Genomic DNA, 16,048 nt, shown 5'->3' with positions numbered 1-16,048 from the left:
CTCATGAACAAAGTCTATAGCCTCGTCTGGAACGAACTCACCCAATCATGGGTTCCTGTGTCAGAAATTGTCATGTCTCGTGGTAAGCGTGTTTCCGGTGCCTTATTACTGTCGATTTGCGGTCAATTGGCTGCGCCAGCGGCTTACGCCATAGAGCCGCCGCCCAATGCCTTGCCTACGGGTGGCCAAATTGTCAGTGGCCAGGCCGGTATCAGCCAAAATGGTGCCGACATGAAGGTACAGCAAGGCAGTGACAAACTCATAGCCAACTGGGAAAGTTTTAATATCGGCAAAGATGCCAGTGTAACTTTTGACCAGCCATCTGCCAGCAGTGCTGTCCTTAACAGGGTTGCCAGTCAAGATCCCAGTCAGATCATGGGTAAGCTCAGTGCCAACGGCCAGGTGTATATCGTCAATCCCTCCGGTGTGGTATTTGGCAAAACCAGCCAGGTTAACGTCGGCGGATTGGTCGCCTCTACGCTGGACATCAGTGACCAGAATTTTAAAGATGGCAAACTGCAGTTTAGCGGCAACAGTGCTGCCGGTGCCGTACTTAACCAAGGCCAGATCGAAGCCCTAAAAGGCGGCATGGTTGCTTTCATTGCGCCGGTGGTACAAAATCAGGGTAATATCAAAACTCCTGACGGTAACACTGTACTGGCGGCTGGCGAACAAGTCGATATCGATTTTAATGGTGCCGGCCTTGTTAGCGTGCGTGTCAACAAGGGCGCAGTTAACGCTCTGGCCGATAACCAACAACTGATCGAGGCCAACAACGGCAGCGTGATCCTGACCGCCAAAGCTATAGACAGCCTGACCAAAGCGGCCGTCAACAACAGCGGCATAATTGAAGCCAAGGGAATGACAGCACAGGGCGGGCGGATTATGCTCGATGGTGGTGATGTCACCAACAGCGGAACACTGGATGTTTCCAGCGCTACCCAAGCGGGTGGCAACATTAATGTCAGTGGCGATGCAGTGACACTGTCCGGTAGCGTTGTCGCTAGCGGTACCAGTGGAGGCCAGATCAAAGCCGATGCTACGAATACTCTACAGGTGTCAGCTACTATCGATGCTCGGGGTACCCGTGATAAGGGCGGCAGCATCGTCGCCACTGGTGAGCGTGTTGATCTGTTAGCCAGCAGTGTGATTGATGCCTCTGGTAATAACGGAGGTGGTAAGGTTCTGGTCGGTGGTGATTTTCAGGGCAAGAATCCTGAGGTTAAAAACGCCAAGATCACCAACGTTGCCAAGGGGGCAGTTATCCGTGCCGATGCGACGACAAATGGCGATGGTGGTAAGGTTATTGTTTGGGCAGATGATGCAACCCAATACCAAGGCCATATCACTGCCAAAGGTGGGGAGCAAGCAGGTAATGGTGGTTTCGCCGAGGTGTCGGGCAAGGGACGGTTGGGTTTTCAGGGCATAGTCGATTTGACGGCAGCGAAAGGTAGAACCGGGGACTTATTGCTTGATCCCCACAACATTACCATTCAATCAACTGGACAAACATTACTTTCACCATTCACCGCTACGGTTGACGATTCCATAATACAGGTTAGTACGCTGGCAACAGCGCTTGATTCAGCGAATGTCACTGTAAGTACCGGGGCAGATGGATTGCAGGCCGGAAATATTACGGTTGCCAATAATCTTGGCTGGTTCTCGACGAACAAACTGACGTTGAATGCTGCGGGTGCCATAACGATAAATCCCAGCACCAATATCCAGTCCTTTGATGGTTCGTTGGAGTTGATTGCCGGCAGCCACATTACCCAAGGCAGCCTCTCCGCTCTGCGCATTGGGGGCACAACGGGTCTTGTTTCAGGCGGCAACATCAGCCTCACCTCAGCCAGCAATCAAATGACGGGTGTTATTACCGCGACAGTCACCGGTAATATTGCGCTAAGCAATGCCATTAGCCTGGTACTGGGCAATGTCAGTGCCGGTGGGGCGGTGACATTGCTCACTGCGGCTAACTCGGGCTCCATCACGTCCAGCGGTACATTTGCCGCAGCGTCGTTGAACGCAGCAGCAGATGGCACCGGTGGCGTCAGCATTGCCGATATCAATGGGCCATTAACGGTCACCTCACTGAGTGGTGGCGGGGCTATGACTTTGGGTAATACGGATACCGGTGCCTTGATTTTTGATAGTGCCAGTGGCAATGTCATCACCGGCAACGATGCTGCTGGTGGCCAGGCCAGCGGCATCGTGACCATCACGGGCGCCAGCATTGCCCTCAATGATGCGGTACGCACCAAGGGCGGCAACATCAATTTAATTTCTACTACAGGGGCAGTGACCGCGTCCACTGGGGCAAACATTGTCACCACTGCGGACATTGACACAGGCACCGCTTCAGGTCTGGTCACCGTCACGGCGGCCACGGGTATGACTTTGAAAGATATCACCACCACTGGCGCCAGCAATACGCTAGGCGTTGGTAGTAACGCGGCGGCCGTTACCTTGACAGCCACAACCGGCGACATCAATGTCGGCGCAATCACCACCAGCGGTGGCCTGGCCGCTACGAATGCTTCCTATCCAAACCGCAACGGCGGTAACGCGGGCAGCATCATCCTGGGTGCAACGGGCAGTACCAATATTAATTTGTACGGCGATCTCAATGCGATTGGCGGCCTACCGTATGGTTTGGCCACCCAGGGTCTGGGGGGCTATATCAACCTGAAAACAGCGGTGGTGCTGATGGCCGATCGGGTTATCTCGTCAGGAGAGACCTCGGGCTATATCGACATTGATTCAACCGTAGATTCTGACGCAACTTCTCGCAGCTTGGCGGTAACGGCGGGCACAGGGAATGTGACTTTTAACGGCATTATTGGTGCAAAGGCGACCCTGAAATCGCTCAGCGTGACCAGTTCCACACGAACCGACATTGAAAAAAATGTGACCACAGATGGGGCAGCCGGAATCAGTGTTAATGCCACCAGTCAGATTCGCCTGGGGGAGGGCGATGTGGCCAACGGTTTAGGGGCCATCACGCTCAACACGTTGGCGGGCAACGGCACGGTCAGCCTTAACTCCAACTACACCTATCTGGATGATGCCACCACCTTTATACGGGGGAGCGGTGCAATCAGTTTCAGTGGTCATGTTTACAGTAACACCAGCGAGCGCAACAACCTGACGTTTGACGGTGCGGGCGGCGGGGCTGTTTCCGTGGGCTGGGACCTTGGCGGCAACGGCATCACGACCAACAGTCTCGGCGATATCCTGTTCCAGTCGGGCACCGATCTGACTGTTGGTCAGTATCTGTCCGGCAAAAGTTTTGTGGCGCTGAACAATACCGGTCGACTTAACGTTGGTTCAAATAGTAATTATAGTCAGACCTACGACGGTGCCTTGGGCTACCAAATAAAAACCACGGGTACTAAGAATAACTTCGCCGGCGACGAGTCTATTTACGTTTACGGCAACATCAGCGTCAGCAACGCTTTGGCGCCGATCAGCATAGCAACGCCTAATGGGGCTATCAGTTTTTATAGTGACGCCAATTTGACTACGGCTGGGGGTGAAGTAATCCTTAAAGCGGGTGGTGGCGCATTGACGTTGGGCACCGACACCGACATCACCACCAACAATGGTCGTCTCACGCTAACGGGAACAAGCATCACACAATCGCCAACCAATAGTGTGCTCAATAGTGGCAGCGGCAAGATTCGGATTGATGGTGGTGGCGCGGCGGTTTCACTCTACGGGAGGTTGATTTCGACTGACAACGATTCCAACGGTACGCCCTCTATTTTGGTGACTAACGTTGACGGCGGTGGCAATGCCGCTCAGTTCCGTTCTGTGGAAACCCAAACCGGTACCTTCCAAATAGGGTTGATTGCGGGCGATGCCAATCTGGCAGCCGCACAGACGCTTGGCAGTTCCGCGAATCTTGCACTCACCACCGCAGAGATTCGCCTGCTGACGGCAAAAGTGATCAAAATTACCAGTATTGGCAATGATGCGGGTCTGACTTTTACGGTTACCGGCACTGCGGCTAACGGTAATGTGCTGGTCGAGACTCTTTCTGGGGCTAACGCGGGTTCGGTGACAACAACGGGTCTCTTCAAAAATATCACCAGCATTGCCACTAGTGGCGCTACGGCGGGAAATGTCAGCGTCGGGCTGGCTGCGAATGATGCAGTGAGTGGGTCGCTATATCAATATGTCAATGGGAGCTACAGTGACAACCAGATTGACATCAAGACCTTGTCGGCAGCTACCACTGGCTCTATTTCGATCACCAGTGCCGCAAACGTGATCGATCAGTTGGGTAGTTTCGCAGTCGGCAGCAGCCTTGATGTGCGTGCCAAAGGCCGGGTGACAGGTATGGCCTTGACGGGCGACGTGACGGCAACAGCCGTTACCATCATGACCGGAAATGGGGCGCTGGTGCTGGGCTCTCGTAATATCACCGCCACCACTGGGGATATGATCCTCCAGGGCAAGGGCCTCACGCAAGATACAGGCTCCCTTATATCCGGCACTGGTCTTATCACAATTTGGGGTAGTGACTACTCCAGTCTAAGTCAACGTGGCAATGTGACGATGGCTGGATCGATTGTTTCTACGAGTACCAATGTAAGTGCAGTGACCTTGGCGGATCTGGTTAACCTGACACTGCCAAATATTACCATTGGCAGCAGTGGTGCCCGGGGTGGTTTGCGACTGGGCAACCACGAACATAATGGCGTTGATTACCGTAGGGTTTACGGTGTTATTGGCCAGACTGCTGGTACTGATATAAAAACAGGTGCGCTCGATATTCGTCAGTTGGATGGTTCCGGTGTCGTTAATCTGTCGGTGACCACTAACGAAATTCAAACGATTGGCTACGTTGAACGCGGTGGTGCCATCACCATTTATGACAAGGACACTGAAGCGAACGGATTGGCCATGAGTAACTTCTCCAATGGTGGTTATAGTAACCTGTTGACGGCTACGACTAAAGGTGCGATGACAATGTCTGGTTACATGTATGGCGCAGGCGTGCAATTGAGTTCGGGTGCTGCGGGCATCACCAGTTCGGCTGACATTCGGGCTGATTTTGGTGCCAGCGGCGATTTGATCCTCGACGCTGGCGGCGGCAACATTACGTTGACCAACCGCCTCTATAACAATTCGCTTGGTAAAAATATTGTCATTCAGAACGCCAATAATGTTCAACTTCAGCGGGTTGAGATATATAACACCGGCAAGCTGATTCTTGGCGGCGCACTGACGGGTACTGCCGGAGCGCTGACCGGTAACGTTACCCAGACCAGCTATATAAGTGCCAATAGCGATTCCGTAAGCCTGACCGGTTTGGTAAATGGAACGGTAACGCTAAACAACACGAACCAGCTTTACCGCATTGGCGATTTCACTTCTGGTGGAAGTTTCAGCGTTTACAACCAGGATCGTAATCTGATTGTTAACGGGGCTCTTATTTCCAACACCGGTGGTGCTAGTGTTAGGAGTACAAACAATTCTCTGACGGTCGGTGCAACTGGTTCAGTCACAGCCACAGCCGGCGATGTAAGCCTCTACAGTTATAACAGTCTTACGGTCAGCAGTGGTGCCACGGTTGCCGCCAACACAACAGGAAAATCGGTTGTGCTGACCGGGAGTGACGGTGCTTATGGTTACACCCTCGATATTCAGGGAGCAATTTCCGCTGGAAGTGGCGGTATCACGGTAACCTCGTCTAAGGGCTATGTCAGTACCAGCGGCGGCGGCACACTGACCACTACCGGTGCTGTGACCATTGCTTCCGCATCTAACTATACAAATCAGAATACCAACTACACGACGACGATCAACGCTGCGGTTTCAGCGGGCGTTGGCGGTAACAATAATATCACCATCAATTCCGCCGGCAGCTTTAGCAATAACAGTAGCGGCACGTTATTAGCGACAGGTTCGTTGGCCATCAAGACCTATTGGGATGGCACCAACAAACGCAACTTGACACTGGCCGGCAATGTCACTGCGGGCAACGATGGCATCAAATTAACCTCTAGCGGCACCATTAATCAGACTGGCGGTATCCTTTTCACTAGTGGTACGTTGTCGGGTGCCAATCAAAGCGGCGGCACACCCAGCTCAGCTTTGCCATCAGCGCGTGGCGCAGTCACACTGACTGGCAACAACGTCATCACCAACCTTGGTCCCTTCTATCTTTATGACGAAGCGCAAGTGGCCTTCAGCGTCAATGACGTCAGTGGTGGCCTGACGCTGGCCGGTACCATTGAGAACTCGCATGGCGCTATCAACATCAGCACCAAAGGCGGGTTTCTTGATCTGACCGGTTATGACGTTTATGCAGGGGGAATGGCCACTGGGGGCGCCAGCGTTGCCTTGACAGGTCAAGGTATTAACCAAGGTTTTGGTAGCGAGATTACAACCACAGGAGGTGCCACTGGCTCAGCCCGCACAGGCACAAACGGCGGCGGCACTATCACCCTGACCGGTCACGATGGCACCGCGTCGGGCACCATTTCGCTGGCCGGCTCCGTGCAGACGGCCAACGCAACGGCGACCGCGATCACCATCCGGGGTACCAGCGATCTGGTGCTGCCCAGTATCGTTGCCATCAGCGGCGGTCTGGTCTTGGGCGACGACACAGCCACGATCGGCCGAATCACGGGCAACATCACACAAAGCACTGGTACGAGCCTTGACATCAACACACTGAAAGTCGGTACGGCGATCAACGCCATCGGCGGATCGGCCGTGCTGGCCAATATCGGTAACAAAATCGTTCAGTTGGGCGCGGCCAATATCAGTGACGTTGCCGACACTCAGTACGACCTTGATATTTATGACTCGACCAATGGTTTGATCTTAACGCAAGACCTTGTCAGCGCTGGAGGTATTCGTGTTCGCACGCTAAAGAGTGGCGGTGGTTCATCAGGTGTCTTTAACCTGGGTGCCTTGAACGTTCTTGGCGCAGGCGATATCTACCTCGGCGGCGAAAGTGTCGCGCAGGCCGCAGGCTCAATCATCAATGCTGACAGTAAGGGGGCCTTGGCAATCGGAGGAAGCATTCGTATTGACGGTGGTGGTGCCAACAATATTAGCCTCCTGGGGGCATTGACCACGGATAACGCCAGCAGCACAGCGATTCAGATCGTCAATGCCAGCAATCTTACCTTCAATTCGATTTCGGCCACCCAAGGCACGGTTGCCTTGGGTATCCCTGCCAATACGGATGGTGTGTCGACAATTGCCAAGCCACTTACCGGAACTATTGCGGGCAACGATGTTAGTAGCGTTATTTCTGCCCAAACCTTGAGCGGCAATGCTGGTATCGTCACGCTGAACAAGACCAACATCGATAACCTGGGCACCTTTACCACCACTGGCGCGTTGACACTCAAAGATCAGGGTGGTGCGGGTACGGCGGGTCTGAAGTTCACGGGTAATGTCACTGTGGGTGGCACAACAGAAATTCAGACGACCAATGGACTCTTGGATTTTGATGTCTACAACCTGGATGCTAGTGGTGGCACTGGCTATGGCATTACTTTGCGTGGTGTTGGTGTTTCTCAGCAAGTTGGTTCGCGTATTAAGTCAACCACTGCCGATATTTATGGTGGTGTTGCAAATATCGACCTGTTCAGCGTCCTTAATGATTTTAGCGGCCAAGTGACACTCAACTCGACTGGTGCTCAAGTTAGTCTCCAGGACGCTAATCAGCTCAGTATGAATGCCCTCACGGGCAAGCTTGCCCCCACAACATCTATCAAGCTTTGGGCTGGCTCGTCTTTAGTACTGACACCTGAAGACATTACCAATACCAGCGGTAGCATTGAGCTCAGCTCCCTTGATGGCAATCTTTCTACCCCTGGAAACTTGACTACGACTGGCGGAAACATCGTTCTCTATGCGGCGACGACAACGACAACCGGAAATGTACAGGTAAACAACGCCATCACTACCGGTTCCGGCAATGTGACCATTAATGCAGAAAAAGAGGTTAATCTTTCCAAGAGCATTATTTCAACCAGCGGCAATATTGGCGTTAGTGGTGCCACTATTACCCACTCCACAGGAGCCCCAGGCACTCCTTTGACGTTACAGACGGGCAGTGCCGGCACAATTACGGTTGTCGCCAGTGGCACTGGCGGTTTCGTGATGGGTCAGTATTACCGTTACCAGTCTAATCTCGGTGCCATATCCATTACCTCTGGCGGTACGGCTGATCTTGCAAATATCACGACCAATAACACGCTGACGGTAGATGCCATCGGCCTGGTGCAGCAGGTGGGATCAGGATCGGTCCTTTTGGCGGATGCGCTGCGCGTGACGACTGCCAACAATGGCGCTATTACGTTGACCAACGTCAGCAATGATCTGAACAAGGTTAAGTTGCAGAGCCGTAACCCGGCCAATAATAATGTTGGCTCCGGCGTGATTAGCTTTAACGATGTCGATGATTTTGCGGTTAGTCAGATCAGTACTGCCGGCGATGTCTCCTTGACAGCCCATGGCGCGATTACAACGGATGCTACGATTTTCGGCGATGGTACCGTGGTAGCGAATGCGTTAACAGCGAAGACACTTAATGCCACCGGTTCAGATATTCTGCTCACCGCAGCGGCCAATGACATCAATACATTGACTCTGAAGGTGCGTAATGCTGACGATTCGGCCATTGCCGGCAACACCACAGGTCCGGCTGGTACGATTCGATTCACCGACAGCGATGGATTCTCCATCAGCAGTATTGAAACGGGCGGTAGCAGTATCCTTACTGCAGGCGCTACGGTAGTCCAGACCGGGGCGGTGGTTTCAGCCAAGCTGGGTCTGTCAGGCACCGGTTCCTATACCCTGAACTCAGCCACCCTAGGTACGCCGATTAATCAGATCAGCACCTTTGCCTCGGATGCAACAGGCGCTGTTAATTTATCCAGTTATTTGGATTTAACGATTGGCGCAGTGAATCCAACCGGAATCACGACTAATGGCGCCGATATTACTATTCTAGCGCCATCTATCAATTCGACCGGGTATACCATTGATACGCAGAGTAGTATCGCCAGCACTGCTGGTGGTTCGGTGACTTTGACCACAACCGGTATCACAACTGCAGGCAATCTCACTGTTGGTAATATCCTTACCTCAGGTAGTGCTGCTGCCGGATCCACTGGTAGTGGCGGCGGTTCGGCGGGTAATATCACACTGACAGCTACTGGCGATACACTCAGCCTGGACGGAACCATTACCGCGCGCGGTGCATTGGGCGACGGAGCCGGTGTTACTGGTGCCGATGGCAAAGTCAAGTTGACAGCTTTATCTGGTGCGGTTAGCCAGCTTAATGGTACCAACCAAATCGGTGCGGGCTTGTTGTTGGTCAATGCTTTAAATACTTCAAATCTGCTCAATACCAGTAATGCCGTGGCTCAGGTGGCCGCCAAGATAAACGGTGTAGGACAGAATTTCACCTATCGTAGTGGCTCCAACTTTGGTGTCGGCGGTGGAGAAGGCGGCGTCAACGGCATCACTACACAAGGTGGATTTGTCGATATTGGTAGCAATGACGTTGGGGTTTCTGCCACAGAAGTCATTATCACCAAGGGTGGGGCTTTTTCGGCGACTGGGGTGCGTAGCTTTAATTCCTCCGGCGTTACGATTTCGACGGCCGGGGACATCACTTATTCCAGTGGTACTTACAAGAATGGTGGCACCATTACCATTGCAACCACCGCTAACAGCGGCGCCATTGATACGGGCACGTTAATCTCTAGCGGGGATGTAAATAATGCGGCCGATGCAACGGCAGGCTCGATTACTCTGAATGCTAACAGTATCCTCACGATACGCTCGACAACGGCGCAGGGTAAGGGCACGGGCATCGGTGGTGCGGTTAGCTTGACCGGCTCCAGCGTGAATATTTCAGGCTCTGTAGACACCAGCTCCACCGCTGCCGCAGGCGGATTTATCCAGATCAACGGTCCAGCCGTGATCGTTGGCGGCGACCGAGTCCTGGCAACTGGTTCGGGTGCCGGTAATATCAGTTTTACCAATAGCCTGAACAGTGATAGTACCGCTCGTGGCTTGACTCTCACCGCAGGTACGGGGGATATCTCATTTGCCGCTGCAGTTGGTAACAATTCAGCGCTTGGGGCGCTGAATATCGTGTCAGCCAAAGATGTTACCGTAAATAGTACGGTGAACGCTGCCAGCTTGACGCAACAAGCCGGTACTGGCAGCACGACTCTGAGTGGCCCTGTAACGCTGTCCGGTAATATGATTTTTACCGGTAACAATCTTGCTGTGAATGCGGGCGTAGGTGCCGGTGGTTATGTGCAAGTCGGCAACGCGGGTTTGTTTAGCACCGCAGCTGCTGGCGACATAACGGCGACTGGTGGTTTCACTCAGAATGGAATCGGTGCCAACCAACTGGCCGGCAACATCAATACTACCAATACTAATATTAACTTTGCCACTGCCGTTGCACTCACTGGCGATGTGTTAATGGGTACTGACACGGGGATTGGAAACATCGTATTTGCCAATACAGTGGACAGTGATAGCACCGCGCGTGATTTGACCCTGTCTTCGGGTACGGGTAACGTAACCTTCAGCGATATCGTCGGTGGGTTACATGCCCTTGACGTATTGACAGTAAACAGCGCTGGCTTGACAAAGTTCAGTGCAGCCGTATCAGCAACCTCGCTCACCACTGACACGGCGGGTACCGTTCAAGTCAATGGTCAAACGGTTACCACTACCGGAACGCAGACATACAACGACGCGCTCACGCTGGGAAATAACACCACATTAACGGGTTCGATCATCACCACGAATGGCACTGTTGGAGGCGGCAGCCATAGCCTACATGTTATTGGCGATGCCGTATTTGGTAATCAAGTAACAGATATCGTTACCGGCTTGACCACCCTTGAGGTGACTGGTGCTACGATCATAAATACCGACACGGTTAACAGCGCCGATGCGCAGACCTATACCGGTGCCGTAACGCTGGGTACCAGCACCACACTGACGGCGACGGACGATCCAATCCTGTTCAGCAGCACCGTCAATTCCTCGGCCTCTGCGGCCAATGCACTGACTATTAACGCTGGCATTGGCGCGGTGACCTTCACTGGTGCGGTAGGTGGCGCGGCGAATGGCACGTTGGGCGCGTTGGCAGTCAACAGCACCGGGGCGACTATATTTAATGGCGCCGTTACAGCAGCCAGTGTTATCACCAATGTGGGCGGCACGGTAGCAATTAATGGCGGTGCAATCACCACGTCCGGCATTCAGACCTATGGCGAGAATGCCACGTTGGGAGCTAACACCATCCTAAGCGGTGCAGGCATTACCTTTACGGGTTCGCTCAAATCCGATGGCACCAACCGTAGCTTGGCAGTCAACGACAGCGCTACCACCACGTTTACTGGCGCGGTGGGCAGCAGTACGATTGGCGAGAAACTTGCCAGTTTGACTACAGATGCGGCTGGTAACACAGTCATCAACGGCGGAGCAATCAGTACCACGGGCACACAGGCCTATAGTGACAATATTACCTTGGGCGCTAACACCACGCTCAGCGGATCTACCATTACTACGCATGGCACGGTTGCAGGCGGTACGCATAGTCTGGCTATCGCTGGCGATGCTGTGTTCGGCGATGCAGTAACAGATATCGTTACCGGCCTGACCACCTTGGCGGTTAGCGGCACGACCTTGGTTAACACCAATGCAGTGACCAGCAGTGGCACTCAAGGTTATAGTGGTGCAGTGACACTGGGAGCTGACACCACCGTCAGCGGCTCGGGTATTACATTCACTGATATAGTCAAATCAGATGGTATTAACCGTAGCTTGGCAGTCAACGACAGTGCTACCACCACGTTTGGTGGCGCGGTGGGCAGCGGTACGATTGGTGAGAAACTTGCCAGTCTAACTACAAATGCACTTGGCACTACAGCCATCAACGGTGGCGCGATCACGACTACGGGCGCACAGACCTTTGGCGACAATATTACCTTGGGCGCTAATACCACGCTCAGCGGATCTACCATTACTACAAATGGCACGGTTGCAGGCGGTACGCATAGTTTGGCTATCGCTGGCGATGCCGTGTTCGGCAATGCAGCAACAGATATCGTTACCGGCCTGACCACCCTGTTAGTGAGTGGCACCACAGCCATTAACACCAACACCGTGACCAGCAGTGACACCCAAGGCTATAGTGGTGCAGTGACGCTGGGGTCTGATACTACTATCAGCGGCTCGGGTATTACATTCACTGATATAGTCAAATCCGATGGTACCAACCGTAATCTGACCGTAAACGACAGTGGGACTACTGCATTTATTGGCGCGGTGGGCAGCAGCACATCGGGTGAGGAACTTGCCAGCCTGACTACGGATGCGGCTGGTAACACAGCCATCAATGGTGGCGCGATCACGACCACGGGCGCACAGACCTTTGGCGACAATATTACCTTGGGCGCTAATACCACGCTCAGCGGATCTACCATTACTACCAATGGCACGGTTGCAGGTGGTACAAATAGTCTGACTATCACTGGCGATGCCGTGTTCGGTAATGCAGTAACAGATATCGTTACCGGCCTGACCACCTTGGCGGTGAGCGGCACCACGGCGATCAACACCAACACGATTACCAGTGCCGATGCACAAACCTATACCGGCGCAGTGACGCTGGGCACCAGCACCACACTGACGGCGACGGACGATCCGATCCTGTTCAGTAGTACTGTCAATTCCTTGGCATCTGCGGCTAATGCACTGACGGTGAATGCAGGTAGCGGCGCGGTGACCTTCACTGGTGCGGTAGGTGGTGCAGTGAATGGCACGTTGGGCGCGTTGGCGGTCAACAGCACAGGTGCGACCAAATTCCAGTCCGCCGTTACGGCAGCCAGTGTCGTCACCAATGTGGGTGGCACAGTTGAAATCAATGGCGGTGCAATCACTACGTCCGGCATACAGAGCTATGGCGAGAATGCCACCTTGGGGGCCGACACCACCTTAACCGGTGCAGGTATTACCTTTACGGGTTCGCTCAAATCCGCTGGCACCAACCGTAGCTTGGCCGTCAATGACAGTGCTACCACCACGTTTGGTGGCGCATTGGGCAGCGCAACGGCGGGCGAAGAACTTGCCAGCCTGACTACGGATGCGGCTGGTAACACAGCCATCAACGGTGGCGCGATCACGACCACGGGCGCACAGACCTTTGGCGATAATATTACCTTGGGCGCTAACACCACGCTCAGCGGATCTACCATTACTACAAATGGCACGGTTGCAGGTGGTACAAATAGTCTGGCTATCACTGGCAATGCTGTATTTGGTAATCAAGCAACAGATATCGTTACCGGCCTGACCACCTTGGCGGTTAGCGGTACGACCAAGATCAACACCGATACGATTACTACGACCGATAGCCAGAACTATGCTGGTGCGGTAACGTTGGGGACTACTACTGATCTAACTAGTGGCAACGCAATCGGCTTTGGAAGCACTGTTGATGGCGATGGGGTAAGCTCTCGCAGCCTTCGTCTGACTTCGGGTAACGCGGCGGGGCAAAACTTTGTTGCAGCCGTGGGTGGTATCCATGCCTTGGATATACTGCGTATTGAGTCTGCCGGGGTTGTTACCCAAGGTGGCTCTGCGCCCATCATGGCCGCTAAACTGGCGATCAAGTCAGCAGGCAATGTCACAATGAGCCATGTTGGAAACAATATTGATGTCCTGGCAGCACTGTTGTCCGGCGATGCTGCTCTTGTCTTTGTAGACGTGAATGGCGTTGAGATAGGTAAGATTGATAGTGGCGCTTTGCAGATAGTTGGTATTTCTGATGGGGCTGGCGCGTCTAATGTATCCATCAAGGTGGGTGGTGCGCTGACTCAAGCAATTAATTCACCAATTTTAATCAATGGCAATCTGACGATTGATTCCACGGCCTACGACGCAGCTGATGTGGCGCTGCAGAATATAGCAGCAACGGGCACCAAGCTTGACAATAGTTTGGTGGCGGGTGATTTTGCGTTGAAAAGTACCGGTGACGTGACTCAAAAGGCTGATGCCAATGGTGCTGGCGTTGATGCCTACTTGCAAGTAGGCGGCAGCTTTGACCTCACGGGTACTGGCCAATTTATTCAGGGTAACTCGCCTGATAACTTGATTGGTGGTGGGTCGGCAACCTCAGCGGCCAATGAAATCCGGCTGTTTGGTGTAATTACTCTCAGCATGAATGTCGACGGTGACCTAGTTGCATCTGCTGACAATGGAACATTGATAAACACGGCATCGATTTTGGCGGCTAATCTGGCAGCAGGTATCACAGTGGTCAGTGATGCTGGCGGCAAGGGTATTACTGCAGTGAACAACGGCGCAGCGATTACTTTGGGTGAGGCCAATAGCATTGGTGGTTTGGTTAAGATCACTACTCAGGGTACCTATTCGAATTCGGGCATCGCGGTTGCCACTGGTATTCTGCAGGGTAGTGCGGTCAATCTGGCATCGGCCAACTTCCTGGTTCAGGAAAGCGCCACGAATGCCGCTTCCGTGATCAATGGTGCCGGCAAGTTGAATTTAAGCAACGCTGCCAATATCTTCTCGGGTACTGTGTCAGCCACGGCAATTGGTATGGATGTGCACTTGCGTGAAGGTACGCCACTTGTACTGGGGAATATTAACGCAAGGAATGTAATTGTTGAACTGGATAGTTCGACTAGTAGTTTGGCCATTACCCAGGCAAGCAATACTATCGTGCAAGCGGATTCTTTGCTGTTGCGTAATGCGGGTGCGGTCACGCTGAACAATGCCAATCGAGTTGGTATTTTGGCAGCCACTCTGAACGGTGGCCTGGCGTTTACCAACAACCAGTCGCTGTCGGTCGGTACTGCCAGTGCTGTCGATGGCATTGCGGTGGGTGCCAATAGCGTGGCACTGCACACAACAAGCGGCAACCTGATGCTGAACAAGGGTATTTCAGTAAATGGAGCTGCGGATATCACACTGGCATCGGCTGCCAATTTTATTAACAACGTCGGGGCATCAGCTTTGACGGTAGGCACCGGTAATTGGCAAGTCTGGTCAACAGCACCCGCTAGCGACACTCTAGGTGGCTTGAGTTCCAACTTCAAACAGTACAACGCAATTTATGGCTCATCCAGCGTTCTGGGTACTGGCAATGGCTTGCTGTACGCCTTGGCACCTGAACTGACTGTTACGCTCACGGGAACCGTAGCACGTGCCTACGATTCATTTGCTATTGCAACGTTGACTCAGGATAACTACAGCGTATCCGGGCAGGTAGCTGATAGCGGTGATGCCGTGATATTAAGCACAGCCGGTACTTTTAACAGCAAAAATGTTGGTGTAGCCAAAAATATCACGGTAAATCCTCTTATTATGTCAGCGAGTTCTGGAGCCGTTGCAGTCTACGGTTATCAACTTGCGGCTGGTTCGACTGCACTCAGTGCCAATATCGGCAATATTACTAAAGCCACCATCAGTGCAGTGACCGGGATCACGGCGGATGACAAGACGTATAATGGAACGACTGCTGCAACGCTCCAATCTGGTTCAGCTGGATTTACAGGGATGTTCACGAATGATGTGCTGACAGTAGCCAGCGGTGCCACTGGAGTATTCTCCAGTGCAAATGCCAACATCACCCCGACTGTCGTCAATATTTCAGGCATTAGCTTAGATGGTACGGATGCGGGCAATTACATTTTGTCAACTACTACTGCGAGTACAAATGCGACCATCAACAAGGCCGCTTTAACGCTTGGTACCAGTGCTGTAACCAAGACGTACGATGGCTCGTTGGCAGCAGCGGGTACGGCAATTGTCACGAGTGGCATGCTGTATACCAACGCCAATAACAGTACGCTTGACAGCCTCAGTGGCGGCACGTTTGCCTTCACCAATGCCAATGCCGGCACCGGCAAGACGGTAACGACAGATGCAGTGACGGTGAACGACGGCAACTTGGGTGGCAACTACACGGTCAGCTACGCCAACAACGCGGCGAGTATCATCGATAAAGCCACTTTAA

The 16,048-nt window shown here is 53.1% G+C and carries 1 protein-coding gene; it reads left to right on the top strand.

Features of this window, described 5'->3' with window-relative positions:
* Positions 1-3: 3 nt before the first annotated feature.
* On the top strand, positions 4-16,048 hold a 16,045-nt coding region (locus N7974_RS08380), incomplete at its 3' end, for a filamentous hemagglutinin N-terminal domain-containing protein (RefSeq protein WP_262965172.1).

It is taken from the genome of Methylobacter psychrophilus (assembly GCF_025583945.1).
In the GTDB taxonomy this organism is placed as follows: domain Bacteria; phylum Pseudomonadota; class Gammaproteobacteria; order Methylococcales; family Methylomonadaceae; genus Methylobacter_C; species Methylobacter_C psychrophilus.
This window is presented reverse-complemented; position numbering and strand designations above follow the sequence as displayed.